The organism is Nocardioides aestuarii (assembly GCF_039527245.1).
GTDB lineage: Bacteria > Actinomycetota > Actinomycetes > Propionibacteriales > Nocardioidaceae > Nocardioides > Nocardioides aestuarii.
On the sequence record NZ_BAAAJT010000002.1, the window covers coordinates 682,355 to 702,555 of the forward strand.

Annotated in this window: 20 protein-coding genes and 2 tRNA genes; 4 read left to right on the top strand and 18 right to left on the bottom strand. The window is 72.9% G+C overall.

The features are described 5' to 3' along the window. Positions 1-44: 44 nt before the first annotated feature. The 10 genes from ABD091_RS03390 to ABD091_RS03435 form a co-directional block, all read right to left on the bottom strand. Complete coding sequence (locus ABD091_RS03390; RefSeq protein WP_343915737.1) at positions 45-368, bottom strand: AzlD domain-containing protein; 324 nt, start codon at positions 366-368, stop codon at positions 45-47. After that, on the bottom strand, positions 365-1,048 hold the full coding sequence (locus ABD091_RS03395; RefSeq protein WP_343915738.1) for an AzlC family ABC transporter permease: 684 nt from the start codon (positions 1,046-1,048) through the stop codon (positions 365-367). Before ABD091_RS03395 ends, ABD091_RS03390 begins: the two co-directional genes overlap by 4 nt. 18 nt (positions 1,049-1,066) lie before the next feature. Continuing rightward, positions 1,067-2,200, bottom strand: coding sequence for an alpha/beta hydrolase (locus tag ABD091_RS03400; protein WP_343915739.1), 1,134 nt, complete (start codon positions 2,198-2,200; stop codon positions 1,067-1,069). Between the two features lie 116 nt (positions 2,201-2,316). Then, positions 2,317-3,738, bottom strand: coding sequence for a trigger factor (gene tig / locus ABD091_RS03405; RefSeq protein ID WP_343915740.1), 1,422 nt, complete (start codon positions 3,736-3,738; stop codon positions 2,317-2,319). A 184-nt stretch (positions 3,739-3,922) separates the two neighbouring features. Further along, positions 3,923-3,995: transfer RNA gene (locus ABD091_RS03410), tRNA-Pro, on the bottom strand. 48 nt (positions 3,996-4,043) lie between these two features. Further along, a tRNA-Gly gene (locus ABD091_RS03415) sits at positions 4,044-4,114 on the bottom strand. A 111-nt stretch (positions 4,115-4,225) separates the two neighbouring features. Then, positions 4,226-5,308, bottom strand: coding sequence for a PP2C family protein-serine/threonine phosphatase (locus tag ABD091_RS03420; protein WP_343915741.1), 1,083 nt, complete (start codon positions 5,306-5,308; stop codon positions 4,226-4,228). 5 nt (positions 5,309-5,313) lie between these two features. After that, positions 5,314-6,162: an Fpg/Nei family DNA glycosylase gene (locus ABD091_RS03425; protein ID WP_343915742.1), complete on the bottom strand. Its 849-nt coding sequence runs from the start codon at positions 6,160-6,162 to the stop codon at positions 5,314-5,316. Between the two features lie 3 nt (positions 6,163-6,165). After that, the gene (locus tag ABD091_RS03430) at positions 6,166-6,672 is read right to left on the bottom strand and encodes a ribose-5-phosphate isomerase (protein WP_343915743.1); all 507 of its coding nucleotides are present in this window, start codon (positions 6,670-6,672) and stop codon (positions 6,166-6,168) included. A gap of 34 nt (positions 6,673-6,706) precedes the next feature. Then, positions 6,707-7,276, bottom strand: a complete 570-nt coding sequence (locus tag ABD091_RS03435) for an LURP-one-related family protein (RefSeq protein WP_343915744.1) — start codon at positions 7,274-7,276, stop codon at positions 6,707-6,709. Positions 7,277-7,330: 54 nt separating this feature from the next. Between ABD091_RS03435 and ABD091_RS03440 the strand changes: the two genes are divergently transcribed. Beyond that, a complete protein-coding gene (locus ABD091_RS03440) occupies positions 7,331-8,590 on the top strand; it encodes a GNAT family N-acetyltransferase (RefSeq protein WP_343915745.1) in 1,260 nt (419 codons plus the stop codon). Position 8,591: 1 nt separating this feature from the next. Here ABD091_RS03440 and ABD091_RS03445 read toward each other — a convergent pair whose 3' ends face one another. Then, on the bottom strand, positions 8,592-9,347 hold the full coding sequence (locus ABD091_RS03445) for a DUF3626 domain-containing protein (RefSeq protein ID WP_343915746.1): 756 nt from the start codon (positions 9,345-9,347) through the stop codon (positions 8,592-8,594). Positions 9,348-9,367: 20 nt separating this feature from the next. Between ABD091_RS03445 and ABD091_RS03450 the strand changes: the two genes are divergently transcribed. Continuing rightward, positions 9,368-9,835: a hemerythrin domain-containing protein gene (locus tag ABD091_RS03450; protein ID WP_343915747.1), complete on the top strand. Its 468-nt coding sequence runs from the start codon at positions 9,368-9,370 to the stop codon at positions 9,833-9,835. A gap of 4 nt (positions 9,836-9,839) precedes the next feature. Here ABD091_RS03450 and ABD091_RS03455 read toward each other — a convergent pair whose 3' ends face one another. Together ABD091_RS03455 and metG are read right to left on the bottom strand one after the other, a co-directional pair. Continuing rightward, a complete protein-coding gene (locus ABD091_RS03455; protein ID WP_343915748.1) occupies positions 9,840-10,652 on the bottom strand; it encodes an alpha/beta hydrolase in 813 nt (270 codons plus the stop codon). Between the two features lie 6 nt (positions 10,653-10,658). Next, positions 10,659-12,458 carry a methionine--tRNA ligase gene (gene metG / locus ABD091_RS03460; RefSeq protein ID WP_343915749.1) on the bottom strand — a complete coding sequence of 600 codons (1,800 nt, stop codon included), beginning with the start codon at positions 12,456-12,458 and terminating at the stop codon, positions 10,659-10,661. Between the two features lie 70 nt (positions 12,459-12,528). Between metG and ABD091_RS03465 the strand changes: the two genes are divergently transcribed. Continuing rightward, positions 12,529-13,230, top strand: coding sequence for a GOLPH3/VPS74 family protein (locus ABD091_RS03465; protein WP_343915750.1), 702 nt, complete (start codon positions 12,529-12,531; stop codon positions 13,228-13,230). Between the two features lie 14 nt (positions 13,231-13,244). On the opposite strand, the gene ABD091_RS03470 is transcribed toward ABD091_RS03465, so the two are convergent. The 3 genes from ABD091_RS03470 to ABD091_RS03480 all read right to left on the bottom strand — a co-directional run bounded on the left by ABD091_RS03470 (position 13,245) and on the right by ABD091_RS03480 (position 16,721). Then, a complete protein-coding gene (locus ABD091_RS03470) occupies positions 13,245-14,333 on the bottom strand; it encodes a peptidoglycan recognition protein family protein (protein ID WP_343915751.1) in 1,089 nt (362 codons plus the stop codon). Between the two features lie 61 nt (positions 14,334-14,394). Further along, the gene (locus tag ABD091_RS03475) at positions 14,395-15,012 is read right to left on the bottom strand and encodes a mycothiol-dependent nitroreductase Rv2466c family protein (RefSeq protein ID WP_343915752.1); all 618 of its coding nucleotides are present in this window, start codon (positions 15,010-15,012) and stop codon (positions 14,395-14,397) included. 44 nt (positions 15,013-15,056) lie between these two features. Beyond that, positions 15,057-16,721 carry a CHAP domain-containing protein gene (locus ABD091_RS03480; protein WP_343915753.1) on the bottom strand — a complete coding sequence of 555 codons (1,665 nt, stop codon included), beginning with the start codon at positions 16,719-16,721 and terminating at the stop codon, positions 15,057-15,059. Between the two features lie 153 nt (positions 16,722-16,874). On the opposite strand from ABD091_RS03480, the gene pepN reads away from it, so the two are divergent. Then, entirely contained in the window at positions 16,875-19,418 is a 2,544-nt protein-coding gene (pepN, locus tag ABD091_RS03485; RefSeq protein WP_343915754.1) for an aminopeptidase N, read from the top strand. 83 nt (positions 19,419-19,501) lie between these two features. Here the strand turns inward: pepN and ABD091_RS03490 are convergent, their stop codons facing one another. Next, on the bottom strand, positions 19,502-19,861 hold the full coding sequence (locus ABD091_RS03490) for a DUF5130 family protein (RefSeq protein ID WP_343915755.1): 360 nt from the start codon (positions 19,859-19,861) through the stop codon (positions 19,502-19,504). Continuing rightward, a complete protein-coding gene (locus tag ABD091_RS03495) occupies positions 19,848-20,183 on the bottom strand; it encodes a hypothetical protein (protein ID WP_343915756.1) in 336 nt (111 codons plus the stop codon). Before ABD091_RS03495 ends, ABD091_RS03490 begins: the two co-directional genes overlap by 14 nt. Between the last annotated feature and the right edge of the window lie 18 nt (positions 20,184-20,201).

Consider the following 20,201-nt stretch of genomic DNA (forward strand, 5'->3'; position numbering starts at 1 on the left):
GGGCGCAGGGGGGCTGTTCGCCGACAGCGGATTTGGCCTGACCCTCAGCCGGCCAGCAGCCGCAGGCCCGCGGTCACGACCACGGCGGCCAGGCAGGCCACGAGCAACGGTGCGCGTCGGAGCAGGAGCAGGGCGGCCACGGCGACCCCGACGGTGTCGGCGCCCGCGGCCAGCCGCCGGCCGTCGGTCAGCACGGCGGTGAGGACGAGGGCGGTCAGGAGCGCGGGTGCCATCACTGCGATCACCCCGCTGGCCCACCGGGGCAGCGCACGGCCCCCGACCAGGGCCGGGCCGATGCCCTTGACGAGCAGGCCCATGAGGGTCAGGGCGCCGATCAGCACCCAGACCTGGGTCTCCGAGAGCGTCATGCCGCCTCCTCCCCCGCCGGCCGGGCGCCGGGCCGCGCGAGCCCGACGAGCGCGCCGAGGCTGGCGGCGAGCACCGGGACCCCGGGAGGGGTGAACGGGACCAGCGCCAGCGCCACCGCACCGCCCAGCACGGCCGCGACCCGGGCACGGGGGCGCCGCAGGTCGGCGATGAGGATGCCGATGAAGAACGTCGGGAAGAGGGCGTCGAGGCCGAGCGCCTCGGGGTCGCCGACGAGTCCGCCGCCGTAGGCACCGGCGGCCGTGCCGAGCACCCAGCCGACGTACTGGGGCGCGGTCATGCCGAAGACGAGCCCGCGGTCGAACGTCCCGTCGCCGCGGCTGCCCGTGGCCCACGAGGAGTCGACCGTCGCCTGGCCCTCGAGGGCGCGGCGGAGCGGGCCGCCCTTGAGCGAGGACGCCATGGCGATGCCCATCGCGAGGAAGCGCGAGTGCATCAACGTCGCGGCGCCGAGGGCGGCCGGGATGCCACCGCCGGCGCCGACGATCGCGAGCGAGGCGAACTGCGCGGAGCCGCCGAAGACCAGGGCCGAGGTGGCGATCGCCTGGAGCGGGGTGAAGCCGACCTGGACGGCCAGCACGCCGAAGGACATCGACAGGACCGTGGCCACCGCGGCATAGGGGACGCCGAGGCGCAGCCCGCGTCGGAAGGAGTCACCCACCTGCGTGAGCCTAGGCAGTCACGACAGCCAGTCCTGCAACGCCCGGTCGACGCGGGGATGGTTGAGGAGTGCGAAGTGGTCGGCCCGCCCGACGTGGAGGACCTCCGCGTCGGGGAAGAGCGTGCGCCCGCCGCGCGCCCGGCCGTGGGCCGACGGCGGTCGCACCAGCAGGTCACCGACTGCGGCGCCGACAGGATGGCGCGGCGACCGGGTCAGGGTGGCGGACACGAGCCGGTAGCGCGCGTGCGGCAGGGCCGGGACGTCCTCGGCCAGGCCGAGGACGAGGTCGCGCACCCCCTCGGACCTCCAGTCGAGGATGCGCCCGAACGCCGCCGACTCCGGCAGGCGTCCGAGCGCCACGCTCCCGGTCGCGACCTGCGCGGCGAGCGGTGCGCCGAGGTGGGGCGTGCCGAGGGTGACCACGTCGGACACGAGCCGCGTCCACGCCGGCGGCTCCTGCTGCTCCCCCACCACCGCGGCCGCGGCGCGCATGACGAGTCCGCCCATCGAGTGGCCGACGAGCGCCAGCCGCGTGACCGGCACCGGCCAGGACGCGACCACCCGCTCCAGCAGCGAGGCCAGCGCCACGCCGTTCTCGCGCAGCGGCAGCCCGCTGTTGGCCCGCAACATCACCGGGCTCCAGCCCCCGGCCGCCAGCGAGGCGGCGTACGTCGTGCCACGGCGCTCGCGCCGCAGGTCCCACGCCGTCTCGCTCTCGCAGAGGCCGTGGAGGAAGACGACGACCCGGCCCGTGGCGTCAGGGAAGCCGGCGGCGAGCCCGGCCTCGTCGGGCTCGACGTCGCGACCGTCCACGCGCACCGACAGGGAGAGCGCCATCCGGGGCCGCTCCCGCGCCAGCCGGTCGCCGATCAGCCCGTTGACCGCCGCCGTCAGGAAGCGGCCGCGGGGGTCCGCGTCGAGCGCGGGACCGGGGTGTCGCTCGGCGAGCGCCTCGAACCCGCGCGAGGTCGCCCGCAGCCCGGCCCCGAGGCCGGCGTAGACGCCACCGGCGACGCCCCGGTGGAGGGGACCTCCCCGGAACCGGTCGAGCCAGGCGGTGTGGGTGTCGCGGACCGTGCCGACGACGAGCTCGTCGGAGACCTGCGCGAGCAGCGAGAGCGCGTCGAGGACGCCCGGGCCGGTGCGTGCCATGGCCCGAGGCTAGCAGTTCGGTGAACAGGCGTTCACCGACGCGGGAGTCCACGCACGAGACCATGCACGAGGGCCCCGCACCGGTCGGTGCGGGGCCCTCGTCAGGAGTGCGGGGATCAGGCCTGGGCCGGGGCCTCGTTGTCCTCGGCGTTGTCCTCGGCGTTGTCCTCGGTGGTCTCCTCAGCCTCGTCGGCAGCCGCCTCGGGCTCGCCGATGGTGCCGTCGGGCTGCAGGTTCTTCAGCTCCACGGGGTTGCCGGAGGCGTCGGTGACGGTCGCGGCCTCCACGATCGTCGCCAGCGCCTTGCCCCGCAGGATCTCCTGCACCAGCTCGGGGATGTGGTTGTGCTCGAACATGTGGTTGGCGAACTCCTGCGGGTCCTGGCCGGACTGCTGGGCACGCCGCACGAGGTGGGAGGAGAGCTCCTGCTGGTCGACGCCGAACTCCTCCTTCTTCGCGATCTCGTCGAGGAGGAACTGGGCGGTGATGGCGTCACGGGTCCGGCGGTCGAGGTCGGCCTCGAACTCCTCGAGGGTCTGCTTCTCGTCCTCGAGGTAGGAGTCCATGGTGATGCCGGCCATGGCGAGCTGCTGCTCGATGTTCTGACGGCGGGCGGTGAGCTCCTCGGCCAGCATGGCCTCGGGGAGCGGCACCTCCATCTTCTCGAGCAGGGCCTCGAGGACGGCGTCGCGCGCGGCGGCGGCCTGCTCGAGGCGCTTGCCACGACCGAGGCGCTCGCGCACGTCGGCCTGGAGCTCCTCGGCGGTGTCGAACTCCGAGGCGAGCTGGGCGAACTCGTCGTCGAGCTCGGGCAGCTCCTGCTGCTGCACCTGCTGGACCGCGACCGCGACCTCGACGTCCTGGCCGACCAGGTCGCCGCCGACGAGCTGGCTGGAGAAGGTCTTCTCCTCGCCCTTGCTCATGCCGGTGAGGGCCTCGTCGAGGCCGTCGAGCATGCCGCCGCGCCCGACCTGGTAGGACATGCCGGCGACCTCGGCACCCTCGACGACCTCGCCGTCCTGGGTGGCCTTGAGGTCGATGACGACCATGTCGCCGTCGGCGGCCGGGCGGTCGACGTCGAGCAGGGTGGCGAACCGCTCACGCAGCGCCTGGACCTGCTCCTCGACGTCGGCGTCGGTCAGCTCGACGTCGTCGACCTGCGCCTCCACACCGTCGTAGTCGGGGACGGTGATCTCCGGCTTGACGTCGACCTCGGCGGTGAACTCGAGAGTGTCGTTGTCCTCGAGCTTGGTCACCTCGATCTCGGGCTGGGCGATCGGCTCGAGCGAGTTCTCCTGCAGCGCCTCGACGTACATCTTCGGCAGCGCGTCGTTGATCGCCTGGTCGAGGACCGCGCCGCGGCCGACCTGGCGGTCGATGACCTGCGGCGGGACCTTGCCGCGGCGGAAGCCGGGGACGTTGATCTGCTTCGCGATCTGCTGGTAGGCCGCGTCGAGGCTCGGCTTGAGCTCCTCGAAGGGCACCTCGACGGTCAGCTTGGCCCGGGTCGGGCTCAAGGTCTCGACGGCGCTCTTCACAGGCTTGTCTCCTCAGGTGTTTCGATGTCAGGGGCCCGTCGGGCGACGGGCGGGCCGGCTGCGGCAGGACACGTGCGGGACGCACGGGGGAGGCCGCGACCCAGGCCGCCTGCCAGACTACCGACCCGGCGGCGTAGCGCCGAAATCGTCCCGGGCCGGGGGGTTGCCGCGCCGGGGTGGTGGGTCGGGGCGACAGGACTCGAACCTGCGGTCTCCTGCTCCCAAAGCAGGCGCGCTAGCCACTACGCTACGCCCCGCCGAACGGGCCGCCGACGCCCTCACGGGCACCGGGGAGACCCCCTCGGAGCGGATGACGGGAATCGAACCCGCGTAGCCAGTTTGGAAGACTGGGGCTCTACCATTGAGCTACATCCGCGACGCTCCCGGACACCGCCTGCGGCGGCCGGTCGAGCAGGGGTCATGGTGCCACAGCGGTCACGCGGCGCGTGAAACCAGGGCCGTCGGAGCGGCCACCCGAGCGGCCGCGTCAGCGGCGGTGGAGCAGGACCAGCGCGCGGTCGTCGTTGCGCGACCCGAGCGAGTCGACGAGCCGCTCCGCGCCGCCCTCGAAGTCGCCGCGCAGGAGCTGGTCGGTCTTCCCGACCAGCCGGTCGATGCCGAGACCGATCTCGCGGTCGCGGCTCTCGACCATGCCGTCGGTGTAGAGCAGCAGCGCGTCACCCGGGCGCAGCTCGCCCTCCACCGAGGGGAAGTCGACGCCGTCGAGGAGCCCGAGGGCCGGGCCGGGCTCGGACCTGAGGTCCCACTTCCCGCTGCCCGCCGCCCGGTGGGCGGCCGGCGGGTGGCCGGCGTTGCGCACCGCGTAGCGGCCCGACCCGAGGTCGAGGGAGAGGTGGATGGCGGTCGCGAACCCCTCCTCCCAGTCCTGGCGGACGAGGAAGGTGTTGGCGGCCGGCAGCAGCTGCTCCGGGGGTACGGCGCCCAGCAGGCCGCCGAGCGCACCGGCGAGCAGCAGCGCGCGGGTGCCGGCTCCCTCGCCCTTGCCGGAGACGTCGACCACGACGACCTCGAACCGGTCGGTGCCGGCCGGGCGGGCTCCGAGGATGAAGTCGCCCGCAAAGGGGGTGCCGCCCGCCGAGCGCAGCGCCGTCTCGGCGCCGTAGGTCGCCGGCAGCGCGGGCAGGACGCTCTGGCGCTGGATGCGGTCGCGGAGGTCGATCAGCATCGACTCCCCCTGCATCCCGGCGACGCCGAGGCGGGTGCGGCGGAAGGAGGTGACGAGGATGATGAACGCGGCCACGAAGATGACGGCAACACCGCCGACCACGCGCTCGGTGAGCCGCTCCTCGGCGCTCTGCTGGGCGAGCAGGCCGACCAGCGCGACCAGCAGCGACACGACGAACCAGGGCAGGTGGCGCGGGCTCAGGTTGAGGCTCCCGAGAAGCATCGGCAGCAGCAGCGTCACCAGCGGCACGTTCTGCGGGAAGGCCCCGATGCCGACCACGATCACGACCGAGGCAGCGGTCAGCAGCCACAGCATCCGCTCCTCCGGCGTCGTGCTGCGGCGGAGGGAGGTGGCGGCCCTGCCGGGTCGTCTCTGCTGCGCCATCGCGGTCACTGTACGGCCCGCGAGCGGAAGCGTGGCTGACATCGCGCACACCAGAAGAGGTTGCGTCCCGCCAGCACCTCGGTCCGTACGGGACGGCCGCACACGAGGCACGGCTGCCCCGTCCGGCGGTAGACGTAGACCTCGCCGCCGTGGTCGTCCTCGCGGGCCTCACGGCCCATCGCCTCGGGGGTGTGCTCGGGCCGGACCGTGTCGATCCGGCCGAGGCGCACGCCCTCCTGCATCAGCGGGACCAGGTCGTCCCAGATCGCCCGCCACTGGCCGACGCGCAGCGTGTTGCCGGGGCGCAGGGGGTGGAGGCGCTGCCGGAAGAGCACCTCGGCGCGGTAGACGTTGCCGACCCCCGCCACGACCGCCTGGTCGAGCAGCAGGTCGCCGAGGGGGCGTGGGCTGCGCCGGACCCGCTGCCACGCGCGGTCGGGCTCGGCGTCCGCCCGCAGCGGGTCGGGCCCGAGCTGGGCCAGGACCTCGTCGCGCCGGGCCGGCCCGACCAGGTCGCAGCGGGTCGCGCCCCGCAGGTCGGCGTACGCCGCACCCGACGGCGTGGCCGCGACCAGCCGCAGCCGCACCTGCCCGACCGGCTCCGGCACCGACTCGGCCCCGGTGGTGACGTCGAAGTGGCCGATCAGCCCGAGGTGGACGTGGATGAGCCGCTCGTGCTCGAGCTCGACGAACAGGTGCTTGCCCGCGGACTCGGCGCCGAGCAGCAGCGATCCGTCGACCAGGGCCGCGTCGGCGGCGAAGCGACCCTGCGGGCTCGACACCCGGACCCGGTGGCCGGCGAACGCCCCGGTGAGGTCGCGCGCCAGCCGGAAGAGGGTGTGGCCCTCGGGCACGGGTCAGGAACCGTGGCCGAGCGCCGACTCCGGCAGCGGCGGCAGCTCGCGCGTCGTCTCGTAGGACGACAGCTGGCCGATGCGCCGGACGTGGCGCTCGTCGCCGCTGAACGGGGTCGCGAGGAAGACCTCGACGAAGCGGGTCATGTCCTCCAGGGAGTGGAGCCGACCGCCGACGGAGACGACGTTGGCGTCGTTGTGCTCACGACCGAGGACTGCGGTCTCCTCCGACCACACCAGGGCGCAGCGGACGCCGATGACCTTGTTGGCCGCCATCTGCTCGCCGTTGCCGGAGCCTCCGATGACGACGCCGAACACGTCGTCACGCCCCTCGGCACGCTCGGCGGCGACGCCCTCGGCCGCACGCAGGCAGAAGACGGGGTAGTCGTCGAGGGGGTCGTGGACGAACGGGCCGTGGTCGACGATCTCGTGGCCCCCGTCGGTCAGGGCGGCCACCAGGTGGGCCTTCAGGTCGAGGCCGGCATGGTCGGAGCCGAGGTGCACGCGCATGGCGGAAGTGTCCCAGTCCGGGCGCCGGCGCGCCTCAGCGGGCCATGAGCGCGTCCATCGCCACCGCCACCGCGGCCGCGACCCGGAAGTCGACCCGCTCGTCGGGGACGGTGACGGTGTACTTGTCGCGCACGCTGGCCTGTCGCTCGACGCTGAGCAGCGGCGTCCCGGACGCCTCGACGTAGTCGAAGTGGATCGGCAGGAACGGGATGTCGACGAACCGCCGCACGATGGCGACCGCCTGGCTGCGCTCCTGGCCCACGCCGTGGTAGCCCGGGCCCTCGACGTGGAAGGTGGAGCGCAGCAGGCTGGCACCGAAGTCCTTGCGGAAGAAACCGATCTGCTGGCCGGCCTCGTCACGGATGTCGTAGCCGGAGCTGAGGTCGAGCTTCTTGCGGGCCTTGAACGAGAACACGGCCCGGGTCTTCGACTCGTCGGTGTAGAAGGTGACCTCCTCCTTGAACGCCATCCGCTTCTGCTGGGCCAGACCCATCAGCTGTCCGGAGCTGCCGTCCGGGTTCACGGCGTAGAGCGCGTAGCGGTTGGTGGTCATCGCGAACTTCTGCTGGACGTAGAAGCGCGGCAGGTACATCTCGGCGGTCATGGGCGGAGCGTAAACGGGTGGCGGGCCGGGTCCCACCAGCGACAGGCTGTCGGCATGGCATCCCAGACCGTGGTCGTCGACCGGGCGGACGACGACGAACGCTTCCTCGCCACCGACCTCCTCGTCTGGTTCGACGAGCCCGAGTCCGCACCCACCGCCACCCAACTCGAAGGCGTGCCGCCCGACCAGCGGTTCGCCGCCCGCGTCGAGGACGGTGCCCACGACCCCGCGACCTACCCCGGCATCTACGGCGTGCGGCCGATGCAGCTCTCCGTGCCGTACGCCGGCGGCGGACGGTGGGTGCCGATGGCCGGGCTCACCTGGGTCGGCGTCCACCCCGACCACCGGCGACGCGGCGTCCTGACCGAGATGCTGCGCCACCACGTGGAGCAGACCCACCGGGAGGGCGTCGCCGTCTCCGGGCTCCACGCCAGCGAGGCCGCGATCTACGGCCGGCACGGCTGGGGCCTGGCCTCGCAGTCGACGACGCTGTCCCTCGGCCGTGGCACGACCTTCACGGCCCCGGGCCTCGACGAGACCGCCGCGGCGACCACCACCCGGCTGGCCACCGAGACCGGCGACGACCTCGTGCGCCGCACCATCGAGTGCGAGCAGCGCGTCGGCGAGCACCAGCCCGGCTCGGTGGTCGGCGACGAGGGCTACTACCGCGCGGTGCTGCGCGAGTCGCCCGAGCGGCTGCGCGACAAGGAGCCACGCCGGATGCTGTTCGCTGTCCGCGACGGCGTCGACGTGGGGCTGGCCGCGTTCCGCCGCACCCACAAGTGGGAGCAGCACCGGCCCCAGGGGACGCTCGAGGTGCACGCGCTCTTCGGCGACCCTGCCACCCGCCTGGCCCTGCTGCGCCGTCTGGTCGACTTCGACCTGATGGCGACGGTGAAGCTCCCGGAGACCGCCCTCGACGACCCGCTGTGGTCGTGGCTGGGACCGCGGGCCGCCAGCGACGTCCTGCCGGCCGACAACCTGTGGGTGCGGCTGGTCGACCTCCCGGCCGCGCTGCCCCTGCGGTCCTACGCCGCCGACTGTGACGTGGTGGTCGACCTGGTCGATCCCTACGCGCCGTGGCACGCCGGACGGTGGCGGGTCGTCGTCGACGCGGGCGAGGGACGCGCCGAGCGGACCGACGCTGCGGCCGACGTCGAGCTGCCCGTGTGGGCGCTCGGCGCCGCCTACCTCGGCGGCGGCAACCTGCTGGCCCACCAGCGGGCAGGGCTGCTGCCCGACGCCCCTGCCGTCGGCGAGCTGTGGCGGGCGTTTCGCACCGACCTGCCGCCGGCGACCGCGATCGGCTTCTGACTCAGCGCCGGCCGAACCGGGCGAGCAGGTGCCACACCTGCTTGACCGTCTGGCGGTCGTGCGCGCCCGACCGGGCGGCGTCGCCGACGACGTCGGGGGTGAGCACCTCTCCCAGGGAGCGGGCGAGGGCCAGCGGCGCGTCGCCCCGGTAGTCCGCGGTCAGGTCGGCGGTGGCCACCGAGAAGCCGGGATGGAAGCGCACCTCGCAGGGCAGGGTGAGGGCAGCAGCGCCCACCGGCGTGCCGCGGAAGCACGGGTCGATGACCAGCTCCTCGACGTCGACGGCGAGGTCGACGCCACCGTGGACGTGGGCCTCGACGTAGTCGTCGAGGTGGTCGTCCCGCGCTCCGGACGCGACGTCCGCGTCGGCCAGCCCGGCGAGCTCGACCCTGCGTTCGGGACCCCCGACGTGCTGCGGCTCGAAGACCGAGTCGGGATAGCAGAACGTGGTGCGCTCGAGGGTGTGCTCGGCCATCACCAGGTAGGCCGAGCCGAACCGGATCGACCCGCCGTAGGGGTCCTCGTGCCGGTCGAGTGCGCCGTAGACCGGCCGGGTCGCAGGGTCGGCGGCGTCGTACCTCCCGTCGAAGAGGCGCGACTCCCAGCGCCAGCGGCTCCCGCCGGGGTGGGCCGTGAGCCCGCCGTTGGAGGTGCCGGTCTCGAACTGCGAGCGGTAGCGGCCGTCGCGGGCGAGGGCCTCGATCACCGTCCCGCCGAGGTGCGGCCAGTTCGGCTGCAGCTGGAGGGTGACACGCACGCGACTAGGGTAGGTGCGCGATGACGGGCGACGGGACACGGCTGGTGGCGTGGGCCGACGAGATGCGGCGCGCGCACTCCCGGTTGCGAGACGCCCTGTCGGTCGTGCGGACCGCCGCCGAGGCGGGCGAGGACGTGCCCGCCCCCGAGCGCGAGCTGCTCCTCTTCTGCCACGGCTTCTGCGCCGCCCTCGGCGGCCACCACGAGGCAGAGGACGGCATGCTCCTCCCGGCCCTGCGGCAGCAGCAGCCGGAGCTGGCGCCGGTCATCGAACGGCTGACGCAGGACCACGAGGCGATCAGCCGCCTCCTGCACGACCTGCGCGACGCCCTCGACCGCCGGCTCCCGCCGGACCGCCTGCTCGGTCACCTCGACGGGATCGGGGCGATCGTGGAGTCGCACTTCCGCTACGAGGAGCGCGAGCTGCTGCCGGTGCTGGCCGGCGTACGGCTCGACCTCGGCCCCCGAGCGGCCTTCGGCGACCTCTGAGGCGCTAGCGGCGGTCGAGCCACGCGCTGAGGTCGTCGAGGGCGGGGGCGGCCTGGTCGTTGTCGGTCTTGCGCCAGAAGCCGTGGAGCACCCCCGGGAAGACCGAGACGTCGACCGGCACACCGGCCTCCCGCAGCCGCGCGGCGTAGGCGTGGCCGGTGGGGGTCAGCACGTCGATCTCGGCCAGGTGGACCAGGGCCGGCGGCTGGCCGGCCAGGTCACTGCCCGCGAGCACGTGGAGCGCCTCGTCGCCGTCCCCGCCCTGGAGGTACATCCGCCAGAACAGGTCGCAGCGCTCGACGGTCAGGTCGATGCCGGTGAGCTCACGGTCGTACGTCGCGCCCCCGGGATCAACGAACGGATAGACCTGCACCTGGCCGACCCAGCGCTCCGGCACCCGGAGCGCCTCACCGATCGCGAGCGCGGAGCCTGCGGAGTCGCCGGCGACGACGAGCCGGTCGAACGACTGCTGCTCCAGCCAGTCGGACGCGGACCGGGCGTCGTGGGCCGCGGCCGGCCAGGGGTGCTCGGGCGCCAACCGGTAGGCCGGCATCAGCACCGCCCAGCCGGTGGCCGCCGCGAGCCGCCGGGCGAACCCGTCGTGGCTGACGAGGTCGCCGAGCACGAAGCCGCCACCGTGGAGGTAGAGGATCGCGTCACGCGCGCCCTCGGGCACGTAGAGCCGGGACGGGACGCCGCCGGCCGCCACGTCCTCGACGCGCGCCACGTCGACCGTGGCCTCCGCCGCGCCCTCGGCGCGACCGCTTGCGCGGTCGGCCAGGATGCCGGCCAGCTCGTCGTCGGTGAAGTCGGCCATGGCGGGTCAGCCCAGCCGGGCCAGCTCCTCCTCGACGACGCTCGGGTCGAGCTTGGTGAAGACCGGGGTCGGCTTGCCGACCGCGGCCCCGACCTTGACCGGGCGCGACTCCCACGCCGGGGTGGCGGCGTAGTCACCGGTGATCACGGGGTAGGTGTCGAGGCCGGCTCCGTTGTCGGGCTCGAGCTCCTCGACCTGCTCGATGACGGGCATCGGCATGAACTCGCCCTCGCCGCCCAGCACCCGGTGCACCTGGTTGGCCGCATGGGGCAGGAAGGGCGCGAGCAGCGTGTTGCAGTCGCTCACGCACTGGGCGGCGACGTGGAGCACCGTCGCGAGGCGGTCGCGCTGCGACTCGTCCTTCATCTTGTAGGGCTCGGTGACGGTGAGGTACTTGTTCACCTCGCCGACCACGCGCATCGCCTCGGCGATGCCGGCGCGCAGGCGGTGGTGGCCCACCAAACCACCGACCTTCTCGAACCCCTCCCGGACCGTGGCGAGCACAGCCTCGTCGACCGGCTCGAGGTCGCCGCAGGGCGGGATCTCGCCGAAGTTCTTGGCGATCATCGTCGCGGTGCGGTTGACCAGGTTGCCCCAGCCGGCGACCAGCTCGGAGTTGTTGCGGGTGACGAACTCGGCCCAGGTGAAGGCCGCGTCGGAGGTCTCGGGGCCGGCGGCGCAGATGAAGTAGCGCAGCGGGTCGGGTCCGTAGCGCTCGAGCATGTCGCGCACGTAGATCACGTGGCCGCGGCTGGTGGAGAACTGGGCGTCGCCGAAGGTGAGGAACTCCGAGGAGACGACCTCGGTGGGCAGGTTGAGCACGCCGTAGGAACCGGGCTCCCCGCCGCGGGAGCCGGCGCCGTTGTGGGCGAGCAGCTCGGCCGGCCAGATCTGGGAGTGGAAGACGATGTTGTCCTTGCCCATGAAGTAGTAGGACAGTGCCTCGGGATCGTTCCACCACTCGCGCCAGCGCTCCGGGTCGCCCAGGCGGCGGGCCCACTCGATCGAGGCGGACAGGTAGCCGATGACGGCGTCGAACCAGACGTAGAGCCGCTTGGTGGGCTGGTCCTCCCAGCCCGGGACGGGGATGCCCCAGTCGATGTCGCGCGTCATGGCGCGGGGACGGATCTCCTCGAGGATGTTCTGGGAGAACTTGATGACGTTGGGGCGCCAGGTGCCTGACGCCTCGCGGCCGTCGAGCCACTCGCCCAGGGCGTCCGCCACGGCGGGCAGGTCGAGGAACCAGTGCTGGGTCTCGATGAACTGCGGGGTCTCGCCGTTGATCTTCGAGCGCGGGTCGATCAGGTCGGTGGGGTCGAGCTGGTTGCCGCAGTTGTCGCACTGGTCGCCGCGCGCCTCGGCGTACCCGCAGATCGGGCAGGTGCCCTCGATGTAGCGGTCGGGGAGGGTGCGGCCGGTGCTCGGGCTGATGGCCGACTGCGTCGTCTGCTCCACCATGTAGCCGTTGGCCTGGCAGGTGCGGAACATCTCCTGCACCACCGCGTAGTGGTTGCCGGTGGTCGTGCGGGTGAACAGGTCGTAGGAGAGCCCGAGGCCCTGGAGGTCCTCGACGATGACCCGGTTGCTCTCGTCGGCGAGCTCCCGTGCCGTCTTCCCCTCCTTGTCGGCGGTGACCAGGATCGGGGTGCCGTGCTCGTCGGTGCCGGACACCATCAGCACGTCGTGACCCGCCATCCGCATGTAGCGGCTGAAGACGTCGGAGGGCACGCCGAAACCGGCGACGTGGCCGATGTGGCGCGGGCCGTTGGCGTAGGGCCAGGCGACGGCGGACAGGACATGGCTCATGCGCGCAATCCTAGGTGCGCGGCCATCGGCGTCCGTACCGGGTTTGCGGCGTCGGACGTAGCGTGGAGCCGTGGACGGATCCGGAACCGACCTGCTGATCGCGGAGGACCTGCTCCTCCTCCTGCTCGACGACGAGAAGGGCACCATGCCCGCCGCCACCCAGCACCAGCCCCTGCTCGGCGGTGCCCTCCTGATCGAGCTCGCGCTGGACGGACTGGTCGAGGTCGGCGAGAAGCACCGGCTGTGGCGGACCACCCCCGTGCACGCCACCGCGGGAGTCGAGCCGAGCGACCCCGAGCTGCGGGCCGCGGTACGGGTCGTCGCAGCGAAGCAGCGCAACGCCCAGGACCTGGTCAACCGGATCGGCAAGGGCGCACGGGAGCGGCTGCTCGGCCGGCTCGTCGCCCGCGGCATCCTCGAGCAGCGCGAGGGCCGGTTCCTCGGACTCTTCCCCCACACCACCTGGCCCGCGGCCGACGTCGCCCACGAGCGGCAGGTGCGCCAGCGGCTCCACGACATCCTCGTCACCGGGCTCGAGCCCGACCCCCGGTCGGCATCGCTCGTCGCCCTCCTCCATGCCGTCGGGCAGGTCCACAAGCAGGTCGGCGCACCGGGCGTCCCGGCCGGCGACGTACGCCGTCGGGCGAAGGCGATCTCGGAGGGTGCCTGGGCAGCCGACGCCGTCCGCGACGCGGTCCAGGCCTCGCAGGCCGCCATGACCGCAGCCGTCGCCGCGGCCACCACGGCCGCCACCGCGTCCTCGGGGTCGTAGGCGCGGACCTCCGGCTAGGCCCCGAAGCGGTCGATCCGGGCCTGGGCGACACGACGGATGCCGGGCAGCCGGTCGTAGAGCTTCTGGCCCGGGCAGGCGGTGTCGTTGGTGTCGCGGTGCCCGTCGACGACCGGCAACCGGACGCGCTCGCCGTCGGCATACTTGTCGCTGCCGGTCGAGCGCACCCACACCCTGCCGGTCGCGTCGCGCCCGTGCTTGTCGAGCTTCCACGCCGCCAGCCGCGCCACCGTGCGGCGCGCGTCCTTGCGTGGCGTCCGCTCCTCGAAGGTGCCGATGACGGCGATGCCCACGGAGGTCTTGTTGAAGCCCAGGGTGTGGGCGCCGCGCACCAGGCGGCTCGGTCCACCCGAGCGGCCGACCCACGCACGCCCGAAGCGGTCGACGAGGAAGTTGTAGCCGATGTCGAACCAGCCGAGGTCGTGGGTGTGGTAGCGGTACATCCCGCGGATGATCCCCGGGACGTCGCTGCGCCGATAGCCGTTGCCGGTCGCCGTGTGGTGGACGTGGACCTGCTTGAGCCGCTTGTTGTAGTGCGGGCGACCGTTGCGCCAGCGGGGGTCGGCGCCCCAGTCCTTGCGCGTCCTCAGCGTCGGCCGGGGAGCCGCGTCCGCCTCCGCCTCCGCCGTCCGGGCCGTACGCCGCGACGCCGGCGCGGCCGCAGCAGGCCCGTCGGACCCGGGGTCGATCAGGACCAGCTCGAGGTCCTGCGCCTCCCCGGTCACCCGCACGTCGAGGTCCTGCGTGCGGCCGACCCAGACCAGCTCGGTGGCCGTGAGGCCCGCTCGCCCCTCCCCCTCGCCGGGGGTGGGACCGTCGGCCAGACCGGGCAGGACCTCCCAGTCACCGCCGGGCGACGTCCGGACCTCGACGACCGGGTCGCCGTCGGCCCAGGTGGCCGCGACCATTGCGTAGGGGTCGGTCTCGAGGCTGGTGGTGCCGGGTGCCAGCGCGACGTCGGCCTCGCGCACGGCACCGACGTCGGCGAGCCGGACCCGCGGGTCGGGCGGAGCGGCGGCCGCCGGCGCGGCGAGCAGCGGGACGACGAGGAGGGCTGTCAGGACGGTCGGGGGGAACAGGCGCATGACCCCTCCATCATGCGCGAGGACCCGACGGGCGTCGAACCGCCCGTCGGGTCGCGGGACGTCAGCTGAAGTCGAGCTCGCCGGTCCGGCTGCGCTTGAGCTCGTAGAAGTAGGGCACCTGGGCGACGGCGACGCAGCCGTCCCACAGGAGCCCGGCCTCCTCACCCCGCGGGATCTTGCTGAGCACCGGGCCGAAGAAGGCCGCGCCCTCGAAGGCGATCGTCGGCGTGCCGACCTCGTCGCCGACCTGCTCCATGCCGCGGCGGTGGGACTTGCGGATGTCCTCGTCGTAGGAGTCGTCGTCCATCGCGTCGGCGAGCTCGGTCGGCAGACCGGCCTCGGCGAGCGCCTCCTCGATGACCTCGCGCGTGAGCTCCTTGCCCTCGTTGTGCCGGCGCGTGCCGAGCGCCGTGTAGAGCGGCAGCAGCGCCTCCTGGCCGTGGGCGTTCTTCGCCGCCATGCACACCCGCACGGGCTGCCACGCGGTCGACAGCATCTCGCGGTAGGAGTCGGGGATGTCCTTGTCCTCGTTGAGGAAGGCGAGGCTCATGATGTGCCAGGTGACGGAGATGTCACGCACCTGCTCCACCTCGAGGATCCACCGCGAGGTGATCCAGGCGAACGGGCAGGCGGGGTCGAACCAGAAGTCGGCGTTGGTGGTGGTCTGGACCTGTGTCATGCCTGTCACAACCGCGAGCACGGCGGCAACATTCCGTCACACGGTCAGCCGCGGGTGACGCGCACCGCGTCGCGGGCACGGACCCCCTCGACGACGTCGGTCCCGTCGTAGCGCACACGCACCGCGTGGCGACCGGGCTCGAGGCGGCGTACGACGAGGCGGAGCCGACCGTCCTCGACGACGCCGGTGACGGTCCGGCCGTCGATCCGGACGCTCGCGGGGCCGGACAGGTGCTCGACGCCGGGCGCGGCGAGCCGCAGCTTGACGACGGCCTTGCGGACCATGCCGAGCGCGTCGACCTCGAGCGTGGGCCGCGTCGTGACGACGCGGCGCGCGGGGAGCACGGCCGTGTGGTCCTGGTAGCCGGGGTGCGTCAGCCCGACCCGCACCGAGAGCTGCTGGCCGAGGTCGTCCCCGGTCAGGACGTGCTCCGGTCCGTCCTCGCCCGCGATCACCTCGTCACCGCGCAGCCACGTGTAGCTCACCGTGGCCCCGGCCGGCGCGAAGGTGCCCGGCGTGACCGTGAGGGTGTGGCCGACCCGGAGCTTGCCGGTCAGGCGGAAGTCCTCGGTGACCTCGAACAGGCCGGCCTCGACGACCGGCGTCGGCTCGGAGACGGACGCGAGGGCCCGGTAGCCGTCCTTGCGGTGGACGACGCGCGCCGTGATCTGCGCACCGATCTGCTCCTGGCCCAGGACCAGCCGGTTGCGGGTGGCGCCCTCGAGCAGCACGCCGTCGGCGTACCACTCGACGGTGGAGCTGTCGGCCGTCGGCGCGGCGCTGCCGCGGTCGAGCACGAGCTGCTCGTCGACCCGGGGCGTGCCGGTGATCGTCGGCGCGGAGGCGGTCTCCATCAGCCCGCGGCGCACCTGCGGGGTGCGCGCGCTGGTGGCGGTGCCGTCGGCGTAGCCCGACGCGGTCGCCGTGACCCGGACCGAGATCCGGGTCCCGTGCAGCGCCTTGGTCACCTCGAGCGTGGTGCCGGTCGCCCCGGTGATCGGCGTGCCGGCCGAGAGCCACTGCACGGCGTAGGTCGTGGCGGAGCGCCAGGTGCCCGTGTCGGCGGTCAGGGTCTGGCCGATGCGCGGCGTCCCCGTCACCGAGGGCGCCTCGGTCATCGCCACGCTCCGGTCGGCGAAGTGGACGAAGCCCGTGGGCCACCCGCCACCGTCCTTGGTGATGGTGCGCCAGTGGAAGTCTCCGCTCCAGCTGTCCTCGGAGATGATGATCTTCCGGTTGCTCACGACCTCCTGGACGTAGGCGACGTGGCCGCTGGACCCGACGCCGTCGTAGGCGTCCCACCAGGCGACGGCCCCGACCATCGGGGTGTCGTCGGTGATGGAGCGGTTGGCCTTGCCCCAGTTGTAGGCCATGCCGGTGCCGTCCCAGGGACGTTCGGTCGACATGCCGTTCTTGATCATCCGGTAGGCGACGTAGTTGGTGCAGTTGTGACCCGAGTACATCCGCCAGTACATCTCCCCGCTCGCCTGCTTGTAGCCGAAGTGGGAGTAGCCCGCCTGGGCGCAGCCGGTGTAACCGGTGCAGAGGTAGGAGCTGGTGCGTGCGCTCTCGGTGCGTTCGGTGGGCTTCGCCTGGGCCGGGGGGAGGGGCGTCAGGACGCTGGCTCCGAGCAGCCCCACGAACGCGAGCACGAGCGCGGCGGCGGAGAGCACGGCGCGACGACGGGACGTCCGGGGGGCGGGGGTCACGGGAGTGAAGTCAACCTCATGTCAAGGAGGCGCGCACTACTTTCGTCACATTTTTCTCATCCGCCCCACCGGCGTTCACCAGCCCCGCGGGCCCCGTAGCGCGTCCGCACCAACGATTGGGCCGCTGTGAGGCGCTCTGTGATGATGCCGGTCATGCCCGGAACCAACCTCACGCGCGACGAGGCCGCCCGCCGCGCCGCACTGCTCGACGTCACCTCCTACACGGTCGACCTCGACCTGACCACCGGAGAGACGACCTTCGGCTCGACCACCACGCTGCGCTTCACCTGCCGGCAGCCGGGCAGCGACACCTTCCTCGACCTCGTCGACGCGACGGTCCACTCGATCACGCTCAACGGGCGCTCGATCGACCCTGCCGCGGCGTACGCCGACAGCCGGATCGCGCTGACCGACCTCGCCGAGGACAACGAGCTCGTCGTGGTCGCCGACTGCACCTACAGCCGCAGCGGCGAGGGCCTCCACCGCTTCGTCGACCCCGTCGACGACCGGGTCTACCTCTACAGCCAGTTCGAGGTGCCCGACGCGCGCCGCGTCTACGCCACCTTCGAGCAGCCCGACCTCAAGAGCCGGTTCACCTTCAACGTGACCGCGCCGTCGCACTGGGTGGTCGTCTCCAACGCGCCCACCCCCGAGCCGGTCGCCGCCGGTGACGGCGTCGCGGTCTGGCACTTCCCGCCGACCAAGCCGATGTCGACCTACATCACCGCCATCGTGGCTGGTGAGTACCACGGCGTGTTCGACACCTACGAGGGCGAGCACGGCACCATCCCGCTGGGCCACTACTGCCGCCAGTCGCTCGTCGAGCACCTCGACGTCGACGAGCTGGTGAAGATCACGCGCCAGGGCTTCGAGTTCTTCGAGCGGATCTTCGGCTACCCCTACCCGTTCGAGAAGTACGACCAGCTCTACGTGCCGGAGTACAACATGGGCGCGATGGAGAACGCCGGCTGCGTGACGCTGCGCGACGAGTACCTCCCCCGCAGCCGCCAGGACGCCTCGTTCTACGAGTTCCGCGGCTCGGTGATCCTCCACGAGATGGCCCACATGTGGTTCGGCGACCTCGTCACCATGAAGTGGTGGGACGACCTCTGGCTCAACGAGTCCTTCGCCGAGTGGGCCTGCTACCACGCCGAGGTCGAGGCGACCGAGTTCACCGAGGCCTGGACCGGCTTCACCAACGCGCGCAAGCAGACCGGCTACCGCCAGGACCAGCTGCCGAGCACCCACCCGATCGCGGCAGACAACCCCGACCTCCACGCGGTCGAGGTCAACTTCGACATGATCACCTACGCCAAGGGTGCGGCGGTGCTCAAGCAGCTGGTGGCCTGGGTCGGGCTCGACCCGTTCCTCGCCGGCCTGCGCAACTACTTCCACGACTTCGCCTTCTCCAACAGCGAGTTCGCCGACCTGCTGACCGCGCTCGAGAAGGCCTCGGGTCGTGAGCTCGACTCCTGGGCCCAGGAGTGGCTGCAGACCGCCGGGGTCAACACCCTCGCGCCGGAGTTCGAGCTCGCCGAGGACGGCACCTACGCCTCCTTCGGCGTGCGGCAGACCGCCCACCCCGACTGGCCGACCCTGCGTCGCCACCGGATCGCGATCGGCCTCTACGACGAGGTCGACGGGGCGCTGGTGCGTCGCGAGCGGGTCGAGGTCGACGTGCGCGACCAGCTCTCGGAGATCCCCGAGCTCGTCGGCAAGGCCCAGCCCGACCTGCTGCTGCTCAACGACGACGACCTCACCTACGCCAAGATCCGGCTCGACGAGCGCTCGCTCGCGACCGTCGTCGGCGGCCTCGGCCGGCTCGACGACTCCCTGGCGCGCGCCCTGTGCTGGGGAGCGGCGTGGGACATGACCCGTGATGCCGAGATGCGCGCGACCGACTTCGTGCGGCTGGTCCTCGACAACATCGCGACCGAGACCGACCCGTGGGGCATCACCGCGCTCCCCCGCTTCGCGGCGCTCGCCGTGGCGTCGTACGCCGCCCCGGCGACGCGCGACGAGCTGCGCGCCACGTGGGAGCAGGGCCTGCGCGCCCTGGCCCACGACGCGGCCCCGGGCAGCGACCACCAGCTGACGTTCGTGCGCCAGCTCGCCGCTGCGGCCCACTCCCCCGAGGCGCTCGACGAGGTCCAGGCGATGCTCGACGGCACCGCGGTGCCGGCGGGCCTCGCGGTCGACCAGGACCTGCGCTGGGTGCTGCTGACCGGGCTCGCCCGGGCCGGACGTGCCGGCGAGGCCGAGATCGCCGCCGAGGAGGAGCGTGACGGCACCATCTCCGGCCAGGAGGACGCCGCCGCGGCCCGCGCCGCCCAGCCGACCGCCGAGGCCAAGGCGGCCGCGTGGGCGCTGGTGCTCGACCCGAAGACCCCGAACGAGACCTCGCGCTCGGTCGTGCTCTCCTTCATGCGGCCGTTCCAGGAGGACGTGCTCGAGCCCTACCTCGAGCGCTACCTCACCGCCGCCGAGACGCTCTACGACGAGATCGGCACCCACAAGGCCGCGGTCGTCCTCGAGTACATCTTCCCCAAGCCCCTCGGCTCCCCCGCCCTGCTCGAGCGGGTCGACGAGTGGCTGGCCACGAGCAGCGCCCACCCGGGCGCCCGCCGCTACGTGGTCGAGGGACGCGCCGACGTCGCCCGCGCGCTGGCGGCGCAGGACCACGACGCCCGCGGCTGAGGCCGCTCCGCACGGCCGAGGGGCCGGCACCGCAGCTGCGGTGCCGGCCCCTCGTGCGTGGTGGAGTGCGTCGTGAGCCGGCGTCAGTCCCGCGCGTGCTCGGCGAGCTGGGCGATGCCGCGGGTCAGCCCGTCGACGAGGCTGCCCTCGGCGAAGGCCGACTGCATCTGGAGCACGGCGAGGTCGACCTCGTTGTCGGTCAGCCGGCGGCGGACGACCTCACCGGTGACGACCTCGAGCCGGCGCGCCGCGGGGTCGACGAGCAGCAGGACCGACCGGTCGGGTGCGACGGTCGCCCCGTGGAGCCGCTCGGCGAAGGCTCGCGAGTCGCCCTGGGAGCGGCCCACGAAGACGGAGAACTCGAAGCGGCAGGACTGCTCGGCCGCGCGGATCGCGCGGTCGACCTCGATCCGGTCGCCGTGGCTCAGCTCACCAGCTGCCACTGCCGCCACCGGTCGTCCGGGCCTCTCCGGCCTCGATCTCGGCCGGCTGACGGTTCGGGCCGCCGAACCACTCGTCCTGGGTCGTGGCGCCGGGGGCGACCTTCTCGCCGCGGGCCAGCGCCGGCAGGTAGACCGCGAGCGCGATCAGCACCGCGAGCACCAGCGGGATGCCGGCGACCGTCAGGAGCAGGTGGAGGAAGCTGACGTCGTCGGGGTTGCTCCACCCCTCCGGGACCTCGGCGCCGGCGGGGCTCGCGACCAGCACCGGGACGGTGGCGGCGACGAGCAGCAGTGCGGTACGGCGGATCAGCGGCGAGGTCACGGGAGCAGCGTATCGAAG